General features: G+C 72.7%; 20 protein-coding genes. 5 read left to right on the top strand and 15 right to left on the bottom strand.

All coding sequences use genetic code 11. The annotated features are described in order from the left end of the window. The 14 genes from ACFVQG_RS05585 to ACFVQG_RS05650 all read right to left on the bottom strand — a co-directional run bounded on the left by ACFVQG_RS05585 (position 1) and on the right by ACFVQG_RS05650 (position 16,829). Positions 1–861 (bottom strand): 2Fe-2S iron-sulfur cluster-binding protein, encoded by an 861-nt coding sequence (locus ACFVQG_RS05585; protein WP_383377174.1) that lies wholly within the window; start codon positions 859–861, stop codon positions 1–3. Then, complete coding sequence (locus tag ACFVQG_RS05590) at positions 858–2,690, bottom strand: NAD(P)H-dependent oxidoreductase subunit E (protein ID WP_383377176.1); 1,833 nt, start codon at positions 2,688–2,690, stop codon at positions 858–860. The genes ACFVQG_RS05585 and ACFVQG_RS05590 overlap by 4 nt, the downstream gene beginning before the upstream one ends. Before the next feature lie 5 nt (positions 2,691–2,695). After that, entirely contained in the window at positions 2,696–4,618 is a 1,923-nt protein-coding gene (locus tag ACFVQG_RS05595) for a molybdopterin oxidoreductase family protein (RefSeq protein WP_383377178.1), read from the bottom strand. Positions 4,619–4,706: 88 nt separating this feature from the next. Beyond that, complete coding sequence (locus tag ACFVQG_RS05600) at positions 4,707–5,678, bottom strand: 2-dehydropantoate 2-reductase (RefSeq protein ID WP_383377179.1); 972 nt, start codon at positions 5,676–5,678, stop codon at positions 4,707–4,709. Positions 5,679–6,126: 448 nt separating this feature from the next. Then, a complete protein-coding gene (hypE, locus tag ACFVQG_RS05605; protein WP_383377181.1) occupies positions 6,127–7,161 on the bottom strand; it encodes a hydrogenase expression/formation protein HypE in 1,035 nt (344 codons plus the stop codon). Continuing rightward, positions 7,158–8,261, bottom strand: coding sequence for a hydrogenase formation protein HypD (hypD, locus tag ACFVQG_RS05610; protein ID WP_383377183.1), 1,104 nt, complete (start codon positions 8,259–8,261; stop codon positions 7,158–7,160). The genes hypE and hypD overlap by 4 nt, the downstream gene beginning before the upstream one ends. Positions 8,262–8,277: 16 nt before the next feature. After that, positions 8,278–9,609: a Ni/Fe hydrogenase subunit alpha gene (locus ACFVQG_RS05615; RefSeq protein ID WP_383377185.1), complete on the bottom strand. Its 1,332-nt coding sequence runs from the start codon at positions 9,607–9,609 to the stop codon at positions 8,278–8,280. Further along, positions 9,606–10,415 (bottom strand): oxidoreductase, encoded by an 810-nt coding sequence (locus ACFVQG_RS05620; protein WP_383377186.1) that lies wholly within the window; start codon positions 10,413–10,415, stop codon positions 9,606–9,608. Before ACFVQG_RS05620 ends, ACFVQG_RS05615 begins: the two co-directional genes overlap by 4 nt. Beyond that, complete coding sequence (locus ACFVQG_RS05625) at positions 10,415–11,233, bottom strand: FAD/NAD(P)-binding protein (RefSeq protein WP_383377188.1); 819 nt, start codon at positions 11,231–11,233, stop codon at positions 10,415–10,417. Before ACFVQG_RS05625 ends, ACFVQG_RS05620 begins: the two co-directional genes overlap by 1 nt. Further along, on the bottom strand, positions 11,230–11,688 hold the full coding sequence (locus ACFVQG_RS05630) for a cyclic nucleotide-binding domain-containing protein (protein ID WP_383377190.1): 459 nt from the start codon (positions 11,686–11,688) through the stop codon (positions 11,230–11,232). The genes ACFVQG_RS05625 and ACFVQG_RS05630 overlap by 4 nt, the downstream gene beginning before the upstream one ends. Then, on the bottom strand, positions 11,685–12,938 hold the full coding sequence (locus ACFVQG_RS05635) for a 4Fe-4S dicluster domain-containing protein (RefSeq protein ID WP_383377191.1): 1,254 nt from the start codon (positions 12,936–12,938) through the stop codon (positions 11,685–11,687). The genes ACFVQG_RS05630 and ACFVQG_RS05635 overlap by 4 nt, the downstream gene beginning before the upstream one ends. 722 nt (positions 12,939–13,660) lie before the next feature. Then, positions 13,661–13,939 carry a HypC/HybG/HupF family hydrogenase formation chaperone gene (locus ACFVQG_RS05640; protein ID WP_383377193.1) on the bottom strand — a complete coding sequence of 93 codons (279 nt, stop codon included), beginning with the start codon at positions 13,937–13,939 and terminating at the stop codon, positions 13,661–13,663. A gap of 5 nt (positions 13,940–13,944) precedes the next feature. After that, entirely contained in the window at positions 13,945–16,251 is a 2,307-nt protein-coding gene (hypF, locus tag ACFVQG_RS05645; RefSeq protein ID WP_383377195.1) for a carbamoyltransferase HypF, read from the bottom strand. Next, a complete protein-coding gene (locus ACFVQG_RS05650; protein WP_383377197.1) occupies positions 16,248–16,829 on the bottom strand; it encodes a hydrogenase maturation protease in 582 nt (193 codons plus the stop codon). The genes hypF and ACFVQG_RS05650 overlap by 4 nt, the downstream gene beginning before the upstream one ends. A 170-nt stretch (positions 16,830–16,999) precedes the next feature. On the opposite strand from ACFVQG_RS05650, the gene ACFVQG_RS05655 reads away from it, so the two are divergent. The 5 genes from ACFVQG_RS05655 (at position 17,000) to ACFVQG_RS05675 (ending at position 22,900) form a co-directional block, all read left to right on the top strand. Continuing rightward, positions 17,000–17,887 (top strand): universal stress protein, encoded by an 888-nt coding sequence (locus ACFVQG_RS05655; protein WP_383377199.1) that lies wholly within the window; start codon positions 17,000–17,002, stop codon positions 17,885–17,887. 199 nt (positions 17,888–18,086) lie between these two features. Further along, on the top strand, positions 18,087–19,004 hold the full coding sequence (locus ACFVQG_RS05660) for a universal stress protein (RefSeq protein ID WP_383377201.1): 918 nt from the start codon (positions 18,087–18,089) through the stop codon (positions 19,002–19,004). A gap of 370 nt (positions 19,005–19,374) precedes the next feature. Further along, positions 19,375–20,706 carry an OFA family MFS transporter gene (locus tag ACFVQG_RS05665; protein ID WP_383377203.1) on the top strand — a complete coding sequence of 444 codons (1,332 nt, stop codon included), beginning with the start codon at positions 19,375–19,377 and terminating at the stop codon, positions 20,704–20,706. A 311-nt stretch (positions 20,707–21,017) separates the two neighbouring features. Beyond that, complete coding sequence (locus ACFVQG_RS05670) at positions 21,018–21,962, top strand: beta-ketoacyl-ACP synthase III (RefSeq protein ID WP_383377205.1); 945 nt, start codon at positions 21,018–21,020, stop codon at positions 21,960–21,962. 260 nt (positions 21,963–22,222) lie between these two features. Then, the gene (locus tag ACFVQG_RS05675) at positions 22,223–22,900 is read left to right on the top strand and encodes a GntR family transcriptional regulator (protein ID WP_383377207.1); all 678 of its coding nucleotides are present in this window, start codon (positions 22,223–22,225) and stop codon (positions 22,898–22,900) included. A 68-nt stretch (positions 22,901–22,968) separates the two neighbouring features. Here ACFVQG_RS05675 and ACFVQG_RS05680 read toward each other — a convergent pair whose 3' ends face one another. Beyond that, positions 22,969–23,796 (bottom strand): NAD(P)H-binding protein, encoded by an 828-nt coding sequence (locus ACFVQG_RS05680; protein WP_383377208.1) that lies wholly within the window; start codon positions 23,794–23,796, stop codon positions 22,969–22,971. Positions 23,797–24,099: the final 303 nt, after the last annotated feature.

A 24,099-nucleotide genomic window follows, 5' to 3' on the forward strand; every position in this document is an offset into this window, starting at 1 on the left:
TCAGTTTCGGTTCTGCACGTGCTGGTAGCCGAAGCGGCCCTTGATGCAGAGATTGCCATGGGTCACAGGATTGTCGTGCGGCGAGGTGACCTTGACGATCTCGTTCTCCTGGACGTGCAACGTAAGGTTGCAGCCCACGCCGCAGTACGCGCACACCGTGGTCGTCTCCGTCTGCTTCGACTCGTCCCATGTACCCGCCGCCCGCATGTCGAACTCCGACTTGAACGACAGCGCCCCCGTCGGACACACCTCGATGCAGTTGCCGCAGTACACACACGCCGAGTCGGTCAGCGGGGCGTCGTGCTCCACCGCGATCCGGGCGTCGAAGCCGCGGCCCGCGACCGAGATGGCGAAGGTGTTCTGCCACTGGTCGCCGCAGGCGTCCACGCACTTGTAGCAGAGGATGCACTTGTCGTAGTCGCGGACGTAGAGGTCGTTGTCGATCTTCGGGCCCTCGTTGAGGCGGGCCGCGTCCGGGCCGAAGCGATCCGGTTTCGCCTCGTACTCCTTCAGCCATCCGGCGACCTCGGGCGTCGTCGACAGGTCGACGGAGGAGGCGAGGAGTTCGAGGACGATCTTGCGGCTGTGGCGGGCGCGTTCGGTGTCGGTGCGCACGACCATGCCGGGCTCCGCCTTGCGGGAGCAGGCCGGGACCAGGGTGCGGGAGCCCTCGACCTCGACGACGCAGACCCGGCAGGCGTTCTTCGGGGTGAGTGTGTCGCCCTGGCAGAGCGTCGGCACGTCCTTCCCGACGGCCCGGCAGGCGTCCAGGATCGTCGCGCCCTCGGGCACCCGGGCGGCCTCCCCGTCGATGGTGAACTCCAGCAGACGGCGGGGAATCCCCAGCGGTGTCACGGTCATTCGTACGCCCCCAGACGGTCGATGGCGGATTCCACGGCGTTCCACGCGGTCTGCCCGAGACCGCAGATGGAGGCGTCCCGCATCGCGCGGCCGACCTCCCTGAGCAGGGCGATGTCATCGGCGGCAGCCGCTCCGGTGCGGTCCGCGATCCGGTGCAGCGCCTCCTCCTGGCGTACGGTGCCGACCCGGCAGGGCACGCACTGCCCGCACGACTCGTCGCGGAAGAACTCCGCGATCCGCAGCAGCAGCCGGGGCAGCGGCACGGTGCCGTCGAAGGCCATCACGACCCCGGAGCCGAGCGTCGTGCCCGCCTCCCGGGTGCCTTCGAAGGTGAGCGGGATGTCCAGCTCGTCGGCGCGTACGAAGCCGCCCGCCGCGCCGCCGAGCAGTACCGCGCGCAGCCCGTCCCGCACCCCGGCGAGGGTGAGCAGCTCGCCGAGCGTGGCGCCGAACGGCAGCTCGTAGATGCCGGGCCGCGCCACGCTGCCGGAGACGCAGAACAGCTTGGGGCCGGTGGACTTGGGGGTGCCGATCGCCGCGTAGGCCTCGGCGCCCATGGTCAGGATCGGCAGGACGTTGACGAGCGTCTCGACGTTGTTCTCCGCCGTCGGCTTGCCGAACAGGCCCTTCTCCACGGGGAACGGCGGCTTGGAGCGCGGCTCGCCCCGGTAGCCCTCGAGGGAGTTGAACAGCGCGGTCTCCTCGCCGCAGATGTAGGCGCCCGCGCCGCGCCGGATCTCGATGTCGAAGGCGTAGCCCTGGCCGAGGATGTCGTCGCCGAGCAGTCCACGGGCTCGCGCCTGGTCGACGGCATATTGCATACGGTGTATCGCCCGCGGATATTCGCCGCGCAGATACAGGAAACCCTTCCGCGCGCCGACCGCGTACCCCGCGATCGTCATCGACTCCACCAGGGCGTACGGATCGCCCTCCATGATCACGCGGTCCTTGAAGGTGCCCGGCTCCGATTCGTCCGCGTTGCACACCAGGTAGTGCGGATGGTCCGGCTGGGACGCCGTCGCCTGCCACTTGCGGCCGGTGGGGAAGGCCGCGCCGCCCCGCCCGACCAGGCCGGAGTCGGTGACCTCCCGGATCACCCCGGCCGGACCCAGCTCGAAGGCCCGCCGCAGCGCCGCGTAGCCGCCGTGCGCCCGGTAGTCGTCCAGCGACGCCGGGTCCACCGTGCCGACCCGGCCCAGCAGCGTCAGCGAAGGGTCACCGGCCTGCGGTACCGCCATCGCCGCCGAGGGTTCCTCCGGCGCCGAGTCGGGCGCGCTCGCGGCGAGTACGGCGCCCTCCACGGTCGCCGGTGCCGCCACCGCCGTACGCACCGGATCGCCCGCCCGGATCGCCAGCGCGGCCGGGGCCCGTTCGCACAGTCCCAGGCAGGGGCTGCGCTCCACCTGCACCCCGCTGCCGAGGCCGAGCCGCGCCTCGACACCCGCGCACAGCTCCTGCGCGCCCGCCGCCGCGCACGCCAGGTCCGCGCACACATGGAGCACGGTCGCGGGCCGGGGCCGTACCGAGAACATCGCGTAGAAGGTGGCGACGCCGTACGCCTCCGCCGGGGGCACGGTCAGCCTCCGGCACAGATAGTCCAGCGCGCCCTCGCTGATCCAGCCGATCCGGTCGTTGATCGCGTGCAGCCCCGGCAACAGCAGCTCGCGGCGGTCCCGTGCGGCCCGCCCGCCGCGCGCCCACCTCAGATCGTCCGTCCGCATCTCGTCGCGGGCGGCGCCCTCCCAGGAGGACTCGGGCGGGCCGAGCAGGGCGTCGACGGCCGCCCGTTCCTCGTCCGTCGGCTTGCTGTCGCCGAAGTGCAGGTCCACTTACGTCACCTCACGATGGTCGCGACGGGGAGCTTCTCGATCCGGATCGCCGACGCCTTGAACTCCGCCGTGCCCGCGATCGGGCAGTTGGCCTCGATCGTCAGCGCGTTGGTGTCCACCTCGTCGGGAAAGTGCATGGTCATGAAGGCGAGCCCGGGCCGCAGCGCGGGGTCGACCCACACCGGCGCCTCCACCGACCCGCGCCGCGAGGTCACCCGCACCCGCTCGCCGACGACGACGCCGTACCGCTCGGCGTCCTCCGGGCACAGCTCGACGTACTCCCCGCGCCTGAGCGGCGAGGCGAAACTCCCGCTCTGCACACCGGTGTTGTACGAGTCGAGGCGCCGCCCCGTGGTCAGGCGGATCGGGTACTCCTCGTCGGTGAGGTCGACCGGCGGATCGTGCCGGACGATGCCGAACGGCGCGAGCCTGCCGCGCCGCCCCGGGTCCGGATCCCACAACCGGGCGTGCAGATACGTCGGTTCGAGCTGCTCGGTGCTCGGGCACGGCCACTGGATGCCCTGGTGCTCCTCCAGGCGCTCGTACGTCATGCCGTAGTGGTCGGGGGAGACCGAGCGCAGCTCGTTCCAGACCGTTTCGGCGTCGGTGTACTTCCAGTCGTGGCCGAGGCGGGTGGCGAGGTCGCAGATGATGTCGATGTCCTCGCGGGCCTGGCCGGGCGGGGTCACCGCGCGGCGCACCCGCTGCACCCGCCGTTCGCTGTTGGTGGTGGTGCCCTCGGTCTCCGCCCAGCCCGCGGTGGCGGGCAGGACGACGTCGGCGAGCTGGGCGGTCTTCGTCAGGAAGATGTCCTGGACGACGAGGAAGTCCAGCGCGCCGAGGCGGCGTACCGCCTGTTCGCTGTCGGCTTCGGACTGCGCGGGGTTCTCGCCGATGCAGTAGACCGCCCGCAGTGAACCGTCTTCCATCGCCTCGAACATGTCGGTCAGGTTCAGCCCGTAGTGCGGTTGGATGACCGTGTCCCAGGCGGACTCGAACTTGAGCCGGATGTCCGGGTCGAGGATGTCCTGGAAGCCGGGCAACCGGTTGGGGATGGCGCCCATGTCGCCGCCGCCCTGGACGTTGTTCTGGCCGCGCAGGGGCTGTAGGCCGGAACCGTAGCGGCCCACGTGGCCGGTGAGCAGGGAGAGGTTGATCAGGGCGCGGACGTTGTCGGTGCCGTTGTGGTGCTCGGTGATGCCGAGGGTCCAGCACAGCTGGGCGCGTTCGGCGCGGGCGTAGGCGTGCGCCAGTTCGCGGATCGCGGCGGCGGGGACGCCGGTGACCTTCTCGGCGAGGGAGAGGGTCCAGGGCTCCACGAGTTCCCTGTACTCGTCGAAGCCGCTGGTCGCCCGCTCGAGGAACGCCTCGTTGGCCAGGCCCGCGTGGATGATCTCGCGGCCGATGGCGTGCGCCATCGGGATGTCGGTGCCGACGTTCAGCCCGAGCCAGCTCTCCGCCCACTCGGCGGTGGACGTCCGTCGCGGGTCGACCGCATACAGTCGTCCGCCGTTGTGTACACCCTTCAGTACATGCTGGAAGAAGATCGGATGCGCGAACCGGGCGTTGGAGCCCCACATGACGATCACATCGGTGTGCTCGATCTCCTCGTACGACGACGTCCCGCCGCCGGAGCCGAACGCGGCGCTCAGCCCCGCGACGCTCGGGGCGTGGCAGGTGCGGTTGCAGGAGTCGACGTTGTTCGTGCCCATGACCACGCGGGCGAACTTCTGCGCCACGTAGTTCATCTCGTTGGTGGCGCGGGCGCAGGAGAACATCCCGAACGCGCCGCGGTTGCGCTCGAGACCCCGGGCCGCCCGGTCGAGCGCCTCGTCCCAGCTCGCCTCCCGGAAGGGTTCGTCGCGGGAGTCGCGGACCAAGGGGTGAGTGAGCCGGGTGTAGTTCGTCGGCCTTCGGCGTTTGCTCATACGGCGCTCCTCGTGTTGGCGCTGTTCGCGCGCGTCGTGCGCCTCATGCGCGTCGTGCGCGTCGTGTGACCCAGGTGCGTCATGCGGCTCATGCGGCGGTCCTCAGCGCGAGCAGGTCCGAGATGGCGTGCACGGTGCGCAGGGTGGGCACGTCCACGCCGGTGATCTCCGCCAGTTCGACGACCGCGGCGAGCAGCACGTCGAGTTCGAGCGGCTTGCCGCGCTCCAGGTCCTGGAGCGTGGAGGTGCGGTGGTCGCCGACCCGTTCGGCCCCCGCGAGGCGGCGTTCGATGGAGACGCCGACCTCACAGCCGAGCGCCTCGGCGACGGCGAGGGTCTCGGTCATCATGATCTCGATGACCTTGCGGGTGCCGCCGTGCAGACACATCTGCCGCATGGTGGCGCGGGCGAGCGCGCTGATCGGGTTGAAGGAGATGTTGCCGAGCAGCTTCAGCCAGATGTCGTTGCGCAGGTCCGGTTCCACCGGGCACTTCAGCCCGCCCGCCGTCATGGCCTCGCTGAACGCCAGACAGCGCTTGGAGACACTGCGGTCGGGCTCGCCGATGGAGAACCGTGTGCCCTCCAAGTGCCTGACGACGCCCGGGCCTTCGAGTTCGGTGGCGGCGTAGACGACACAGCCGATGGCCCGCTCGGGGGCGAGCACGGCGCTGACGGCGCCGCCGGGGTCCACGCTCTCGATGCGGTGGCCGTCGTGGGGGCCGCCGTGCCGGTGGAAGTACCACCAGGGGATGCCGTTCTGCGCGGCGATCACCGCGGTGGAGTCGTGCAGCAGGGGCTCGATCAGCGGCCCGCACGCCGCGTACGAGTTGGCCTTCAGGCCGAGGAGGACGTAGTCGACCGGGCCGATTTCGGCCGGGTCGTCGGTGGCGCTGGGGTGCGCGGTGAAGTCGCCGCGAGGGCTGAGCACCCGTACCCCGTGCTGCCTCATGGCCGCCAGATGCGGTCCACGGGCGATGAGGTGCACATCGGCACCGGCGCGTTCCAGCGCGGCACCGACGTAGGCGCCGATCGCACCGGCGCCGAGGACTGCGACTTTCACGGAAACGCTCCGTTCGGTTTGAGGGATACCGCGGAGGTGGTCGTGGCCGAGACCGTCAGAATGATGTCGACGAAATATTGTCTACAGTATGGAAGTGGGCGCAGCAAGGCTTCGGACAACCGTCGATTGCATACCGGGTGCTGTCGCCTGGCTGCGGGCTACTGCCGTCTGCCTATCGGCTGCGGGTTACGGGGCTCGCGCTGCCGTGCGCTTGCACACCGGCTACCGGCTACCGGCTACCGACCGCCGTGCGCGAGCTACCGGCTACCGACCACCGTGCACGGGCTACCGACCACCGTGCACGGGCTACCGGCTACCGGCTACCGGCTACCGCACATTGGATACCGCGTCCCGCCTACCGCGCCCCGCCAACCGGCAGCCACAACCGCCCGCCCCCACACCGCCAATCGCCTACCGCCTACCGCCTACCGCCTACCGCCAACCACCCTTAACAGATCCGCGGCAACAACTCCCCCAGCGGCATGTCCACCACCCGCCGAGCACCCACCAACGTGCGCAGCACGACCCGCCCCTCCGGACCACCCGCCACGACCTCACCGATCCGCACGGCGTCCCGCCCCTCGGGCCGCCCCCGCAGCGCGGCCAGCGCTCCCTCCGCCGCCGACGGTGCGACAAACGCCACCAGACACCCCTCGTTGGCGACGACCAGCGGATCCAGCCCCAGCAGATCGCAGGCGGAACGCACCGCCTCAGGCACCGGCACCGCACTCTCCTCGATCTCGACCGCCACCCCCGAGTCCCGCGCGATCTCGTTCAGGGCGGCGGCCAGCCCGCCGCGCGTCGGGTCGCGCAGGACGTGCACCCGCTCCCCGAACGGCGCCAGCCCGGCCACGAGCCGGTGCAGCGGACGGCTGTCCGAGACGACGTCGCTCTCGAAGCCGAGGCCCTCGCGGGTGGCCAGCACCGTGGTGCCGTGCAGCCCGATCGGCCCCGACAACAGCACCGCGTCACCCGGCCGGGCCAGCGCCGCGGACGGCCGCAGCCCCGCCAGCCGCTGCCCGACCCCGGTCGTGTTGACGAACACCCGGTCCGCCGCACCGCGCCCCACCACCTTGGTGTCACCGGTGACCACGGGCACCCCCGCCGCCCGCGCCGCCTCACCCAACGACACGGCCACCCGGCGCAGTTCGGCCAGCGGCAGCCCCTCCTCCACGATCAACGCCACCGACAGGGCGACCGGCCGCGCCCCGCGCATCGCCACGTCGTTGACCGTGCCGTGCACCGCGAGGCTGCCGATATCACCGCCAGGGAAGAACAGCGGGCTGACGACGAAACTGTCCGTGCTCACCACCAGGTCCGGATGGCCGGGCAGCAGCGCGGCGTCCTCCAACGGCCCGCTCTGCCCGTCGAACGCGGGCAGCACCACACTGTCCAGGAGTTCCGTGGTCAGCCGCCCGCCCGCCCCGTGGCCGAGCAGGACGACGTCGTCCTCGTGATGGGGACTGGGGCATACGACGGTCATGGCGACGCCACTCCCTTCGTGCGGCCGGCCGCGTGGAAGGCGGCGCAGGTGCCCTCGGCGGAGACCATCGGCGCGCCCAGCGGATGACGGGGCGTGCAGCGGGTGCCGTAGGCGGGACAGTCGGTCGGCAGCCGGGCGCCGGTCAGCACGGCCCCGGCGATGCACTCCGGATCCTCGACCGGGCGCAGCCCGTCCACGGCGAACCGCCGGGCCGCGTCGAACCGGGCATAGGGCGGGCGGAGTTCGAGACCGCTGCCGGGCAGCTCCCCGAGGCCGCGCCAGGCCCGCCCGGTGACGCGGAAGACGCTGCGGACGGCGTCCTGCGCCGCGGTGTTGCCGGACCGGCGCACGGCCCGTACGTACTGGTTCTCCACCTCGGCCCGGCCCGCCTCCAGTTGCCGGACGGCCATCAGGATGCCCTCCAGCAGATCCAGCGGCTCGAACCCGGTGACCACGATCGGCACCCGGTACTCGGCGGCGATCGGCTCGTACTCGCGCCAGCCCATCACCGCGCACACATGCCCCGCCGCCAGGAACGCCTGCACCTCGCAGGCGGGGTCGCCGAGCAGCGCCGTCATCGCGGGCGGCACCAGCACATGGCTGACCAGCATCGAGAAGTTCGCCAGCCCGAGGCGTGCGGCGTGCAGCACCGCCATGGCGTTGGCGGGCGCCGTGGTCTCGAACCCGACCGCGAGGAACACCACCTCACGGTCCGGGAGGCCGACGGCCAGCCGGACGGCGTCCATCGGCGTGTACACCACCCGGACGTCGGCGCCGCGCGCCCGCGACGACAGCAGGTCGGTGTCCGTGCCGGGCACCCGCAGCATGTCGCCGAAGCTGGTGAGGACGACCCCGGGCCGCGCCGCGATGGCCATCGCCCGGTCCAGGGTCTCCAACGGAGTGACGCACACCGGGCAGCCGGGGCCGTGGATCATCCGCATACCCGCGGGCAGCAGCTCGTCGATGCCCTGCCGGACCAGCGTGTGGGTCTGGCCCCCGCACACCTCCATGATCCGCCACGGCCGCGTCGCGGTCCGGCGCAGTTCGTCCAGCAACCGCCGGGCGACGGCTGGATCACGGTACTCGTCGAGGTACTTCATGACGGCCCACCAACGGTCAGGCGCGTACGACGGTCAGGTCGAGGAAGTGGGTGGCGCAGGAGATGCACGGGTCGTGGTTGCGGACCGCCCGCTCGCACAGCCGCGCCAGCTCCTCGTCGGTCGTCCCCTCCCGGGCGACGGCCGCCTGCGCGACCCGGACCAGGTCGTCCTCGATGGTGCCCTGGTTCTGCGCCGTCGGCGGCACGATACGGGCGTCCGTGACGGTGCCGTCGGCAGCCAGCTCGTAGCGGTGGTACAGCAGCCCGCGCGGCGCCTCCGTCGCCCCGTGCCCAAGGCCGGCGACCGGCGGCACGTCGACGTACGGGCGGGCCGGGGGCTCGTACCCGGCGATGAGCCGCAACGCCTCGTCCACGGCGTACACCACCTCCACGGCCCGGACCAGGACCGACCGGTACGGGTTACGGCACACCGGCCGCCGCCGCGGATCACCGAGCCCGGCCTCGCGGGCCGCCTCCCGCGCGGCCTCCGACAGCAGGTGCCCGCTGACCGCGTACCGCGCGAGCGGGCCGGTGAGATGCCGCCGCCCGTCGAGCCGGGAGTGCAGCGCCGTGGAACGCGGCACCTGCTCCTCACGGACACGGTCGAGGAAGGCGGAGAGGGGGAACGCGCCGCGCACCCCGTCCGTACGCACCACCGTCGGCATGCCCTCCTCGATCGCGTACGTGTCCGGCGCGGCCAGCGCCAGGAGGTCGGCGTCGACCTCGCCTTCCGGGAAGTCGAAGCCCGCCACCCAGCGCACGGTCTCCCGCGCGTCGTCGGCGGCCCGGCGCAACCGCTCGGCCAGCGGGCGCAGTTCGGACCGCGTCGGGACCCGGTAGAAGCCGCCCAGCCGGACGTTGACCGGGTGGACCGCACGCCCACCGAGGAGTTCGAGGAGGGCGTTGCCCGCCTGCTTCAGCCGCAGCCCCCGCTCCACCGCGGCCCGTTCGGTGCGGGCCAGCTCGACGGCGCTGTCACAGCCGAGGAAGTCCGGGGCGTGCAGCAGATGGATGTGCAGGGCGTGGCTCTCGATCCACTCGCCGCAGTACAGCAGCCGCCGCAATTCCCTCACCGACCGCTCGACCGTGACACCGCAGGCGCCCTCGATCGCCTGGCAGGCGCTCATCTGGTAGGCCACCGGGCAGATACCGCACACCCGGGCGGTGATGTCGGGCGGCTCGGTGTGGGCCCGGCCGCGCAGGAACGCCTCGAAGAAGCGCGGCGGTTCGTAGATCCGCAGCGACGCCTCCTCGATACGGCCGTCCGCCACCCGCAGCAGCAGGGTGCCCTCACCCTCGACCCGGGCGAGCGAGCCGACGCGCAGGACACGGGAGCCTCGGTGTGTCATGTCCGGACCTCCTCCGCGTTCCGGGCGGACTCCGACTGCTCCGCGGAGTGGGCGAGCCGGTCGAAGGCGGGCGCGTTGAAGGTGCGAAGGACGCGTTCCACGTCGCGGTCGTCGAGCCCGTCGCGGTGCAACAGCTCGACCAGCGCGGGCAGGTTCGCCGAACCCGACGGGCCGAAGCAGCCGTAGCAGCCGCGCCCGTACGCCGGGCAGATCGCCCCGCACCCGGCGTGGGTGACCGGCCCCAGGCAGGGCGTGCCCCGGGCGACCGTGACACAGACCGCGCCGCGCCGCTTGCACGCGAAGCACACGCTGTGGTTCGGCACGTCCGGCTTGCGCCCGGCCAGGAACGCGGTGATGACCTCCAGCAGCTGGCCGCGGTCGATCGGGCAGCCGCGCAGTTCGAAGTCGACGTCGACATGGGCGGAGACGGGCGTCGAGGTGGCGAGGGTGTCGATGTAGTCGGGCCGCGCGTACACCGCGCGCGTGAACTCCTCGACATCGGCGAAGTTCCGCAGCGCCTGGATGCCCCCGGCGGTCGCGCACGCCCCGACCGTCACCAGCACCCGGCACCGCGCGCGGATCTCCCGGACCCGCTCGGCGTCCGCGGCGGTGGTCACGGAACCCTCGACCAGCCCGAGGTCGTACGGGCCGGGCGCCACCGCCCCGGAGGCCTCCAGGAAGTGCGCGATCCGCACCCGGCCCGCCAGGGCGAGCAACTCGTCCTCGCAGTCCAGCAGCGTCAGCTGGCAGCCGTCGCAGGACGCGAGCTTGAACACGGCTAGGGTGGGCGCTGACCTGGTCGACATCACAACTCCCTCACCGACAGCGGGCTCTCGGCCCGGTCCCAGCCGATCACGGGGCCGTCCCGGCACAGCAGCACGCCGCCGAGCTGGCAGTGGCCGCACAACCCGGTGGCGCAGCGCATGTTCCGCTCCAGCGAGACCCGGATCCGCTCCGCGGGCACGCCCAGGCGACACAGCGCGCGGGCGGTGACGCGGATCATCACCTCCGGGCCGCACACGAAGGCCGTGGCGTTCCCCGCCGTGAACCGGGCGTCGTCCAGCAGCGCGGTGACGACACCGACGCGGCCGTGCCAGCCGGGGGAGGGGCGGTCCACCGTGACCGCGCAGTGCGGCGGGCCGTGCGCCGCGGACCAGGCGCGCACCTGACGGCCGTAGAGCAGGTCCTCGGGGGTCCGGGCGCCGACGAGCAGGTTCAGACGGCCGTAGGCGTGCGGGGCGGCGAGCGCGGCGTCCAGCAGCGGACGCAGCGGGGCGAGGCCGATGCCGCCCGCGACGGCCAGGACGTCCCCGCCCGCCGCCCGGCCGAGGTCCCAGCCGGTGCCGAAGGGGCCGCGCAGGCCCACCCGGTCGCCGGGCCGCAGCGCGCACAGCGCCGCCGAGACCGCGCCGACCGAGCGGATCGTGTGCGTCAGCGCGTGGCCGTCGATACGGGACACCGAGACCGGGATCTCCCCGACCCCGAAGGCGTACACCATCGCGAACTGCCCCGGCGTGAAGGGCGCGAGGACGGCCGTGCCCGCGGGGGCCAGCGTGAGGCTGACCGTGTCGGCCGTCTCGGACCGTACGGCGGTCACCCGGTAGGGCAGCGGTACGGCGGTCATGTCCGGCTCCCGCCGCCGTGCGGGGCGTAGAGGTCGAGCAGCCGGACACGGGAGGCCTGCAGTCGGTCGGCGACCACCCGGCCGACCCAAACGGCCACCGCACGCCCGAACTCGGGATCCTGCGCGCACATCTCCCGTACCGACGCCGCGTCGAACTCCCAGGCCCGCACCGGGCTGAGCGCCTCGGCGCCCAACTGCCACCAGTACGGCGGGAAGTGCCAGGACCAGCCGACCAGCTCGCCGTGCCCCAACGACTCGATCACGGCCGGGCGGCGGTCGGGCACCTGCAGGTCCAGGACGACGGTGCCGGTACGGATGATCCAGAACCGGTCCGCGCGCTGCCCCTCCTCGAACAGCCGGGCGCCCGACGCGAAGGAGACCTCGCGGGCGATCCGCATCAGCCGTGCGCGGGGCTCGGCTGGCAGGGCCGTGGCCAGGGTGGTGGTGGAGGTCATCGTCGGGTCTCCTCATGCTGCTCGGGCGGTGGCAGTGCGGCGTGTTCGTCGTACGAGGCCGTGTCCGGGTCGGTGTCGTACGAGGCCGTGTCCAGGGCGGTGTCGTAGGAGGCCGTGTCCAGGGCGGCGTACCGGGCCGTGTACAGGGCCGTGGCCTCTTCGGTGATGTCGATGCCGACCGGGCACCAGGTGACGCAGCGCCCGCAGCCCACACAGCCGGAGCTGCCGAACTGCTCGTACCAGGTGGAGAGTTTGTGGGTGAGCCACTGCCGGTAGCGGCTGCTGGCCGAGGACCGCACCGGGCCGTCGTGCAGACGACTGAAGTCCAGGTCGAAGCAGGAGTCCCAGCGTTGCCACCGCTCGGCGTGGTCGCCGGTGAGGTCGGTGACCTCCTCGGTGGTGACGCAGAAGCAGGTGGGGCACACCATGGTGCAGTTGCCGCAGGTCAGACAGCGGGCGGCGACCTCGTCCCAGCGGTCCGCCGTGCGGCTTACGCCGAGCAGCGTCCGCAGGTCCACGGGCGGCATGGCCCGGCCCATCCGGTGCCGCGCCGTGTCCACCGCGTCCCGGGCGGCGCTGCGGGCCGCGGGGTCGGCCGGGCGGTGCGGGACCGCGGCGAGGACCTCTTCTCCGGCGTCGGTGCCCGCCCGGACCAGGAAGCGGTGACCGGCCGCGTCCACGAGTTCGGTCAGCGCGAGGTCGAAGCCGTCGTCGGCGCCGGGCCCGCCGCCCATCGACACGCAGAAGCAGGTGGCTCCCGGCTCCGTGCACTCCACGGCCACCAGGAAGGCACCCTCGCGCCGTGCCGCGTAGCCGTCGTCCTCGTAGTGGCCGCCGGTCAGCACCCGGTCCTGGATCGCGATGGCCCGCAGATCGCAGGGCCGCACGCCGAGGAAGGCGTACGACGGCCGTACGGGGGGTGCGGCGGTCAGCGACAGCTCGCCGTCCGGCGTACGGTCGGCGTCCCACAGCTTCTCCCGCTCGGGGTGCAGGAACGCCTTCCACGACTGCGGACCCGTGGTGTGCGCGAAGGCCGCGCCGTCCGCCCGCGGAACCAGCCGGTAGCGGCCCGCCTCGACCTCGGTGCCCCAGCCGAAGGGCAGTTCGTCGGCCGACTCGATCTCGCCGAGCACGACGGCGGCGTCCCGCACGGTGGGCCCCACGACCGTGCGGCCCCGCGCACGCAGCACCTGGACGAGGGCGTCGAGCCCGGTCCGGTCCAGTACGGCGGTGCTTCGCTGCTCGGACATCGGGGTCCCCTCCGGAGGCCGTGGGGGTGCTCGTACGAGCTGATACCAGCCTCCGCCCGATCCCGGTGGGGCACTACGGGCCGCCTGGCCCGAAGCGGGGTCGTTCGGCCCTAACGACCGCTTTCGCGGGGACGACAGGGAGGGGCGTGGGCGTGCCGCGGAGGGAGGGGAGGGGAGGGCTTGGGATGGCGAGGGCAGGGCAGGGGATGGCGAGGGCCGTGTGGCGACACGGCGGGACGGGAAGGACCTCACCCGCTTCTCGCGGATCCGAATTGCGCGGTGCGCGGCCGGGGGAAACCGCTTCTCCGCGTCTGTGCCGGGTCCTTCCCGTCACCACCAGTAGAGCGCGTTGGACGGAGGGCCACCAGGGCCGATCGGCCCTTTCTGGGGAAGGTTGGCGGTTCGTGGATGACGGGTGGCGGGTGATACTCGGTGGTCGGTGGTCGGTGGTCGGTGGTCGGTGGTCGGTGGTCGGTGGTCGGTGGTCGGCGGTTTGCGGTCGACCGTTTGGGGTCGGCCGTTTGCGGGTGACTGGCGATCGTAGACAATCGACCGGCGACCGGATGGCGGTCGGCAGGCGACAGCCGCCTGTGGCCTACCGCCAGCCCTGTGCTACCTGTCGCCGGTCACGTGTCGACAGTCGACAGTCAGACGACGGACGGCAAACGTCCGGCGACAGACGACCGGCGGCAGACGACCGGCGACTCGCGACCACCGCCCAGTCAGCCCACATCCCCCCGCCGAGACGGCAGCGGCTCCCCCAACTCACCCGTCACTGCGTCCGCCATGGCCCGCAGCACCTCCAGCGTCCGCTCCGCCTCGGCCTCGTCGACCTGGGCGATGGCGAAGCCGACATGGACGATGACATACGTGCCGACCTCGGCCTGCGGGGTGTAGGCGAGGCACACCTCACGGCGTACGCCGCCGAAGTCGACCGTTCCCGTGCGCAGGCCCGCCTCCTCGCGGACGTCGATGATCCGGCCGGGGATGCCCAGGCACATCGCGCTCACTCCTCCCGTGCCAGCAGGGCGGCGGCCACCGCCGCCTGTCCGTAGCTGATGCCGCCGTCGTTGACCGGCACGGCCCGCCCGGTGAGCACCCGCATGCCCCGCGCGCGCAGCAGCCGGGACACCTCGCCCAGCAGCCGCAGGTTCTGGAAGCACCCACCGCCCAGACACACGGTGCGCGGGCCCCCGTCCGCCACGGCACGCTCGACCAGCGCCGCGGTGACCTCGGCGACGGCCGTGTGGAAGGCGGCGGCGAGCCGGGGCACCGGCACCCCGTCGGCGAGCCCTTCGAGGAGGGCGGTGAGCGTCGGCGCGGGGTCGTACACCCACAGCCCGTCCGCCCGCGCCAGCCGCCACGGTAGCGCACCCGCCCGCAGTCCGCCCGCCACGCTCTGCAGCGCGACGGCCGCCTGTCCCTCGTACGACACCGTGTCCCCGAGGCCGAGCAGACTCGCCGCCGCGTCGAACAGTCGTCCGGCGCTGGAGGCGGGTGGGCAGTTGACGCCGCGTTCCACCATGGCCCGTACGACCCCCGCCGCACGGGCGTCGAGCCGGTCCGTGAAGGGCCGGGTGAGGCCGGGGCCGGGCCGGGGCGCCCCGAGTGGTTCGAGGCCGTGCAGGTAGCCCAGTGCCATCCGCCACGGATGCCGGACCGCGGCCTCCCCGCCGGGCAGCGGTGCCCGCGCGAAGCGGCCCACGCGGCGGTAGCCCGCCAGGTCGGCGACGAGGATCTCGCCGCCCCACAGCGTGCCGTCGTCGCCGAGCCCGAGCCCGTCGTAGGCGACGCCGACGAACGGCCCGGTCACCGCGTGCTCCGCGGCGACGGCGGCCACGTGCGCGTGGTGGTGCTGCACGGCGATACACCGTTCGAAGCGCCCCGCGCGGGCCCACTGCGTGGACAGATAGCCGGGGTGCGGATCGTGGGCGACGGTGCGTGGCGCGAGGCCGGTGAGGCGGGTCAGGTCGGCGTACGACGTCTCGAAGGCGTCGAGGGTCGCCGCGTCCGCCAGGTCCCCGGTGTGGGCGCCCAGGTGGACCCGGTCCCCCTCGGCCAGCGCGAAGGTGTGCTTGAGCTGGGCACCGGCGCCCACCAGGGGCTCGGCGGCCGGGACCGGCGACGCGAGCGGCTCGGGGGCGTATCCGCGCGCCCGCCGCAGCAGCAGTACGGCGCCCCGTCCGACCTGGACCACCGAGTCGTCGTAGCGGGCCCGGATCGGCCGGTCATGGGTCAGGAACCCGTCCGCGACCGCGCCGAGCGCCCGGCGGGCCGCGTCGTCGTCGGTGGCTATGGGCTCGTCGGCGAGGTTGCCACTGGTGACGACGAGCGGCCGGTCCAACGCACGCAGGAGGAGGTGGTGCAGCCCGGTGGTGGGCAGGAAGAGGCCCACGCGTACGGTGCCGGGACGCACCAGCGGCGCGAGGGGGCCGCCCCGGCGCCGGGCGCGGAGCAGGACGACCGGACGCTGCGGGGACGCGAGCACCGCCTCCGCCGCGCGGCCGGTGTGCGCGAGCCGCCGGGCCAGGGGCAGGTCGGCCACCATGACGGCGAACGGCTTGGCGGGCCTGCGCTTGCGCTCCCTGAGCACGGCCACCGCCGAGGCGTCGGTGGCGTCGCACACCAGCTGGTACCCGCCGAGCCCCTTCACCGCGACGATGCCCCCGCCGTCGACCGCCCGTACCGCCGCCTGCAGCGCGTCCTCGCCGGTCAGCCGCCCCCACGCCAGCCGCGGGCCGCACACCGGGCAGGCGAGCGGCTCGGCGTGGAAGCGCCGGTCGGCCGGATCGGCGTACTCGGCGGCACAGTCGGGACACAGCGGGAACCGGCGCATCGTCGTGCGCTCACGGTCGTACGGCAGGTCTTCGATGACCGTGGCCCGCGGCCCGCAGTCGGTGCAGTTGATGAACGGGTAGCGGTACCGCCGGTCGGCCGGGTCGAACAACTCGGCCAGACACGCGCCGCAGATCGCCGCGTCCGGTGGGATCTCGCGCGGCGCGGGGGAGGAGACGGCGTCGGCCTGGCTCGCGACCACGGTGAAGCCCCTACCGGGCGGGCGGTCACCGGGCGCGTCCGTTACGTCGATGCGGCGTACGGCGGCCAGTGGCGGCGGTTGTTCGCGCAGCCGTGCGACCAGCTCGCGCAGGCGGTCCGGATGGCCGGAGACGGTGAGTCGCACATGGCCGTCGACGTTGCAGACCCAGCCGTCCAGGCCGAGCGCGGTCGCCGTCCGGTGCACGTACGGACGGAAGCCGACGCCCTGGACCCGGCCGAAGACCTCGATGTGCCGGGTGCGTCGCTCGCTCGTCACGGCTCCTGCCTCCGGTCCGAATCCGGGTCCGAATCCAGGTCCGAATCCGGGCCCGCGTCCCGCTCCGGGTCCCGCAGCGGGTCCCGCTCCGGGTCCCGCTCCGCATACCGTCGTACGTCGTCCTCGACCGCGCGTACCAGCGCGTCCACCCCGGCCTCGACCTGGGCGGACAGGCCCCGGCCCATCGACCGGTCGGCGCCCTCGACGGCGTACACCACGAGCCGTCGCGGCAGCCGGTCCAGGGCGCGGGACAGTTCGACGGCCTCACCCAGGCCGAGCCCGTGGGAGCTGGCCGTGGAGGTCCGGGGCGGGTGCACGTCGTCCAGCGTGAGCCGGTGGACGCGGCCGGGGTGGGGTGGTTCGGCGTCGGCGGCGTCGACGACGACGGCGAGGGCGGCGTTCTCCCACAGGCCGAGCAGCCTGGCGGGGTCGCCGTCGCAGTTCTCCAGGACGGTGCCCGGCGGCAGCGTGCCGCCGGGGGCGCGCTCCGCGAGCCGCGCTGTCACGGCCCAGCCGACACCGTCGTCATGACGGAACTCGTTCCCGATGCCGATGACGACGATCCGGCCGACGGACATCTTCCGCTCCCTCACTCCGGTCCCCCCGCCATCGTCCGGCCCTCGCCCGACGCCGGGGCAGGGGCCGAACGGCCCCCGCCGGGACCGAACCGCCCCTGCTGCCCGCCCGGCGCGGCTGCCACGGTGGGCATGGACCGCGCACCCTGCCCGACGACGAGGTGGTGGGAACGATGACGACTGTGCAACTGCCCCTGGTGGTGGGGGTGGACGGCTCGGACGGCAGCCTCACGGCGGTGGACTGGGCCGTCGACGAGGCCGCCCGTCGCGGCCTGCCGCTGCTCCTGGTGTACGCCTCCCTCTGGGAGCGCTACGAGGGCGTCACCCTGTCGGACGACGTCAGGCGCCCGTCGGAGCAGGTGCTGGCGGAACACATCGTCACCGCCGCGGCCGAACGCGCCCGCCGACGCGATCCCGACGTGAAGGTCTTCACGGCCGTCCACGCGTCCGACCCGGTGGACGCGCTGCTGCGCGCCGCCAACGACGCCACCGCCCTGGTCACCGGGTCCCGGGGGCGCGGTGAGCTGGCCGGACTGCTGCTCGGCTCCGTGAGCCTCGCCGTCGCCGCCCGCGCACACTGCCCGGTGATCGTGGTCCGAGGCGACCGGGCCGGTCTCGCGGGTACCCACGGGCGCGTCCTGCTCGGCGCCGGAGACCCGGCCACCGGCGGGGCCGCGGCACGCTTCGCCGTCCACGAGGCCGAGATCCGCGACTGCACCCTCGACGCGGTCCGCGCCTGGCGCTGCCCCGCCCACGAGAGCGCCGACCTGGACGCGCTCGCCCGGGAACCGGCCCACGAGCACGAGGAACGCGCCACCGCCCAGCTCGACGAGCTGCTCAGCGGGCCGCTGGCCGACCACCCCGGCGTACGGGTCCGCCGTACGACGGTGGAGGGATCGGCGCGCAAGGTGCTGGTGCGGCACTCGGCCGCCGCCGACCTCGTGGTCGTCGGGGCGCGGCACCGCCGCCAGGGACACCTCGGTCTCCAGCTCGGCAGGGTCGCCCACACGCTGCTGCACCATGCCGAGTGTCCTGTCGCCGTGGTGCCGCAGCAGGGCTGAGCACCGCCGAGTACGGGCGAGTACGGCCGCAGACGACCACTGTGGGCGTGGGGGCGGGCGGTCGCAGGTCGGGCCGCATGGCCCTTCCTGCGACCGCCCGGGATGACGGACCCTGGTGGTTGGAGGCCTGACGCGTCTCCGGCCCGCGCGGTCGTATCCGGCCGCCCCGCACACACGGCATGACCAGGAGGTGACGGTCATGATCAGGCCAGTAGTCGCCGGTGTGGACGGTTCGCGTGAGGGCTTCGCCGCCGCCGACTGGGCGGCGCGGGAGGCACTGCGCCGTGGACTGCCGCTACGGCTCGTGCACGCCTGGGAGGCGGGCCTGCCGGAGGGCGCCGCGGAGGGCGCCGCGGAGGCCGGAATCCTCCCCGAGCTGCGGGCTCCCCAGCACCACGCCCGGCATGTGCTGCGCAGCGCCCTGGACCGGCTGGACGAGCGGTACCCGCAGCTGACCATCACCGCCGAGCAGGTGGCCAGGCCGCCCGTGCCCGCCCTGCTCCAGGAGGCGGAGGGCGCCGAACTGCTGGTCATCGGCAGCCAGGGGCCCACCGGGCTGGGCGGGTTCCTCTCAGGGTCGGTCGCCATGGCCGCCGTCGCCCACAGCGAGCGGCCGATCGTCCTGGTGTGCGAGGGCGCGTCCGCCGAGGACGAGCACCTGCCGGACGGCGGCGGCAGGGCGTCGGTGCGCACACCCTGCCGGGAGGTTGCGGTCGCCGTGGACGTCGACGAACCGAACGACGACGTCCTGGCCTTCGCCTTCCGGGCCGCCGAGCTGCGCCGGGCGCCGCTGCGCGCCGTGCACGCCTGGCATCTGCCGTTCGCCCACGGCCTCACGGACGCCGCCGAGCGGCAGGCCCGGATGCGCGGGTCGGCGGAGCGTGAACTGGCCCAACTGCTGCTGCCATGGCGCGAGAAGTTCCCGACCGTGCCCATCTCGGAGGTCTGCCACGAGGGGCGCCCCGCCCATGTGGTGATACGGGCCGCGAACGGCTCCGGTCTGCTGGTGGTGGGGCTGCGGCGGCGTCGTACGGCGGTGGCGCCGCAGACGGGGCCGGTGGCGCACGCACTGATCCATCGGGTGAAGGGGCCGGTGGCGTTGGTGCCGCACGACTGAGGGCGGCGTACGGTACGGGGCACGTTGTACAGCGCTCACTGGCTGCTGCCCACTGACCACCGTCGACCGCACGACGTTTGCGGCATGGTGCATGGCGCATGGTGTATGCCGCATGGCGGGTGGCGCATGGGGCATGGCGGGTGGTGTATGCCGCGCGTCGCCCGCCGGTTGACACCCGCACACCGCATACAACTCGCTGCATACAGATCACCGCACACGGTCGGCGCGCAGCACACGGCTCACTGTATGCACGTCACCGCATACGGCCGCCACATCGCATCCCACTCACCGCGCACTGCATACCGCTCATCGCATACGGTCGACGCAAAGGGCTTCTCAACTCCCCGACGCCTTCCTATCGTTCGGGATCATGAGTCCCCCCATAGCTCCCCCCGGCTGGAGCCGCTGGCTCGTGCCCCCCGCCGCGCTCTCCGTACACCTCTCCATCGGCCAGGCCTACGCCTGGAGCGTGTTCAAACCTCCCCTCGAATCCGCCCTCGACCTCAGCGGCACCCAGAGCGCGCTGCCCTTCCAGCTCGGCATCGTGATGCTCGGCCTGTCCGCCGCGTTCGGCGGCACCCTCGTGGAGCGCAACGGCCCGCGCTGGGCGATGACCGTGGCGCTGGTGTGCTTCTCGTCCGGCTTCCTGCTCTCCGCGCTCGGCGCGGCGACCGAGCAGTACTGGCTGATCGTCCTGGGCTACGGCTTCGTCGGCGGTATCGGCCTCGGCATCGGGTACATCTCGCCGGTCTCCACGCTGATCAAGTGGTTCCCGGACCGGCCCGGCATGGCCACCGGCATCGCCATCATGGGCTTCGGCGGCGGGGCGCTGATCGCCTCGCCGTGGTCGGCGCAGATGCTGGAGTCGTTCGGTGCCGACAACACCGGGATCGCCCTCGCGTTCCTCGTCCACGGAATGTCGTATGCAGTCTTCATGCTGCTCGGCGTCCTCCTCGTCCGGGTCCCTCGCGCCGAGCGGCCGACGGCGTCCGGCCCGGTCGCGGTGGAGGGCGTGCAGGTCTCGGCCCGCGGAGCGGTACGCACCCCGCAGTTCTGGTGTCTGTGGGTCGTGCTCTGCATGAACGTCACCGCGGGCATCGGCATCCTGGAGAAGGCCGCCCCCATGATCACGGACTTCTTCGCCAACACCGCGACCCCCGTGACCGCCACGGCCGCCGCCGGTTTCGTCGCCCTGCTGTCCGCCGCCAACATGGCCGGGCGCATCGTCTGGTCGTCCACCTCCGACCTGGTCGGCCGCAAGAACATCTACCGTCTCTACCTCGGCGCCGGAGCGCTGATGTACCTCCTCATCGCGCTGTTCGGTGACTCGAGCAAACCGCTGTTCATCCTGTGCGCGCTGGTGATCCTCTCCTTCTACGGCGGCGGGTTCGCCACGATCCCGGCCTATCTGAAGGACCTCTTCGGCACCTACCAGGTCGGCGCCATCCACGGACGGCTGCTCACCGCCTGGTCCACGGCGGGCGTCCTCGGCCCGCTGATCGTGAACTGGATCGCCGACCGGCAGGAGGAGGCGGGCAAGGACGGCTCGGCCCTCTACGGAACGTCGTTCATCATCATGATCGGGCTGCTCGTCGTCGGCTTCGTCGCCAACGAACTCGTCCGCCCCGTCCACCCCCGGCACCACGTCACCACGCAGAAGGAGGCCACCGATGTCCGACGACAGCAGCCAGAGTCCGCCTGACCGGCGTCCGTTGATCGCCCTGGCGTGGGTGTGGGTGGGCGCGCCGCTCGGTTACGGACTGTACGAGCTGGTGCGGAAGGCCACGCAACTGTTCACCGGGTAGCCGGACGCGCGGCAGCGGAAAAGGACCACCGGAAACGGGACCCGCGCGACGCGGCCTACGTGTTCGAGAGCTGTTCGGCCGTCCGACGGTCTGAGGGAAGCCGACAACTCGGGCGGCCGTTTCCTGTTGCCTTGCCTGCCGCCGTACCCGTGAGTCACTGATCAGACTGGTGAATCCCGCTACCCACGGCAACGAGGGGGATCCACCCATGACCGGCTCACGCATTGCCTCGCTCGGCCACTACCAGCCCGCGAAGGTGCTCACCAACGAGGACCTCGCGGGCCTGGTCGACACCAGTGACGAGTGGATCACGAGCCGGGTGGGCATCCGCACGCGCCACATCGCCGGTCCGGACGAACCGGTCGACGAACTCGCCGCGCACGCCGCCGCCAAGGCGCTGGCCGCGGCGGGCCTCGCCCCCAGCGACATCGACCTGGTCCTGGTCGCCACCTCCACGGCCGTCGACCGCTCCCCGAACATGGCCGCCCGCGTCGCCGCCCGGCTCGGCGTGCCCTCGCCCGCCGCCATGGACGTCAACGTCGTGTGCGCCGGTTTCACCCACGCCCTGGCCACCGCCGACCACGCCGTGCGGGCGGGCGCCGCGACCCGGGCGCTGGTGATCGGCGCGGACAAGATGTCCGACGTCACCGACTGGACGGACCGTACGACGTGTGTGCTGGTCGGGGACGGGGCGGGCGCCGCCGTCGTCGAGGCGTCCGGTTCCGGCGAGGCGGGCATCGGTCCGGTGCTGTGGGGCTCGGTGCCGGAGATGGGGCACGCGGTGCGCATCGAAGGCGTACCGGCGCGGTTCGCGCAGGAGGGGCAGAGCGTCTACCGCTGGGCCACCACCCAGCTGCCGCCGATCGCCCGGCGAGCCTGCGAGCGGGCCGGGCTGACGCCCGCCGACCTCGCCGCGGTGGTGCTGCACCAGGCCAACCTGCGCATCATCGAACCCCTCGCCGAGAAGATCGGCGCCGTCAACGCCGTGGTCGCCCGCGATGTCACCGAATCGGGCAACACCTCGGCCGCCAGTATTCCGCTCGCCTTCTCCAAGCTGGTCGAGCAGGGCGCGGTCTCCAGCGGGGATCCAGTGCTGCTGTTCGGCTTCGGCGGCAATCTGTCGTACGCCGGACAGGTCGTACGGTGCCCGTGAGCGGCTGCTGATCATCACCCGATCATCACCTGACCACCGGCTGGTCTCCGGCTGATCGCCGACAGGCCTCCGGCTGATCGCCGACAGACCTCCGGCTGACCGGCGGCTGCTCACCGGCCCCGGTCGACGGTGTGACGCGCTCAACTCCCCCGTGGGCTGGTCTTGGTGCACCGTAGACTGTAGACGAAAGACAATCGATACTGGCTACCAGTGCCGTCGGCCTTTCGCCCGCCGCACTGGCCCGCCGAGGAGGGGGACCGATGTTGTCGACAGGACTGCCGCAGGGGGCGGTACCCAAGCTCGAACGTCCCGGGCCACTGCGCGACCGCGTCTACGAAGCGCTGCTGGAACTCATCACCACCCGCGCCCTCCAGCCGGGCCAGCACCTCGTCGAGAGCGAACTCGCGGGCCACCTCGGCGTGTCACGTCAGCCGGTGCGCGAGGCACTGCAACGCCTCAACACCGAGGGCTGGGTCGATCTGCGGCCCGCCCAGGGCGCCTTCGTGCACGAGCCCACCGAGGAGGAGGCCGACCAGCTGCTGACGGTCCGTACGCTCCTGGAGGCCGAGGCCGCCCGGCTCGCCGCCGCGAACGCCACCAAGGAGGGCATCGACGCCCTCTACGACCTGCTGCACCAGGGCATGCGGGCCGTCGCCGCCGACGACGTGGACGCCGCCGTCGTCCTCAACGCCCGTTTCCACGCCAAGGTCATGGAGCTGGCAGGGAACGCCGTCCTCGCCGAGCTCGCCGCGCAGGTCGACCGCCGGGTGCGCTGGTACTACACCCCGGTCGCCCGCCAGCGGGGCCATCAGTCCTGGATCGAGCACAAGGACATGATCGGGGCGATCGAGGACGGTGACGAGCAGCTGGCCACCCGGCTGATGCGGGAACACACCGAGCACACCCGCCGCTCGTACCACGCCCGTCAACAGCCCTGACGCACCCGCACCCGGGTACCCGTACCGGTACCCGGCCAGGACCTGCCCCGCACCCGGCCAGGTCCCGTCTAGAACTCGGCCGCGTGCGCCCGCGCCCACTCCTCGAAGGTGCGCGGCGCCCGGCCGGTGACCTCCTCGACGGTCGGCAGGACCTCCGACTCGTCCAGCGTGCCGTCCACGAAGAAGCTGAAGAAGGCGTCCACGTACGGCACCGGCATCCGGGCCTCCAGCTCCGCCCGCGCCTCCTCGTTCGTGAGCCCCACCGTCCGCAGCTCCCGCCCCAGCACCTTGCCCAGGATCCGCACCCGGTCGGCGGGCAACAGCGCCTCGGGACCGCTGACTTCCAGGACGCGCCCGGCGAACTCGGCCGACCGCAGGGCGTGCAGGGCGGTCCGCGCGATGTCGTGTGGGTCGATGTCGGCGGTCGGCGCGTCCGGGAACGGCACCCGCACGGTGTCGCCCGCGCGGATCTGGTCCGCCAGTTGCAGCGCGTTCGACATGAAGCTGGTCGGCCGTACGAAGGTCCACGCCAGCCCGGACTCCCGTACCGACGTCTCGGCCTCGATCATGTACCCGGCGACCGCGTTACCGGTGTCGCCGGTCCCCGCCGACCGGCCCGACAGCATCACGACCCGCTCCACGCCCGCGTCCCGCGCGTCCGCCAGGATCTCCCGCTGGGCGCCGTAACCGGGCATCAGGAACATCGCCCGTACGCCGTCCAGGGCGTCCCGCACCGTCTCGGCCCGGTTCAGATCGCCCGCCACGGCCTGCACACCCGGCGGCAGCCCGTCCGTGCGCCCGGCCCTGCTCATGGCCCGCACCGGCTCACCCGCCTCGGCCAGGCCCCGCACCAGTTCGGCGCCGACGTTCCCGGTGGCGCCCGTCACTAAGAACATGTGCTCGTCCTCTCCCCTGTCCGGGCCGTGCGGCCCTGCGTCGCGACCATCCTCGGATGCCGTGCCGGGGGATACCAGCGCGCCACGCGGCCTGCGTTAGGTAGAGAAATGCGGGTCTGCTCCCGATATGCCCCCCAGCTTTGTCCTGCGAGTGGAAAAAGTCGTCGTCAATTCGTGCACGACTTCTTCCCAGTGGTGGCAGCCGCTGCTACGTTCCCGTACCGAAGCAAGCCACACAGGTGGCACAGTGGCCGGAAACCGGCGCGCACTGGCCGAACGAGGCGGGGAGGGGCTCGTGAGACG

Source organism: Streptomyces sp. NPDC057877 (genome assembly GCF_042796855.1).
Classification (GTDB): domain Bacteria; phylum Actinomycetota; class Actinomycetes; order Streptomycetales; family Streptomycetaceae; genus Streptomyces.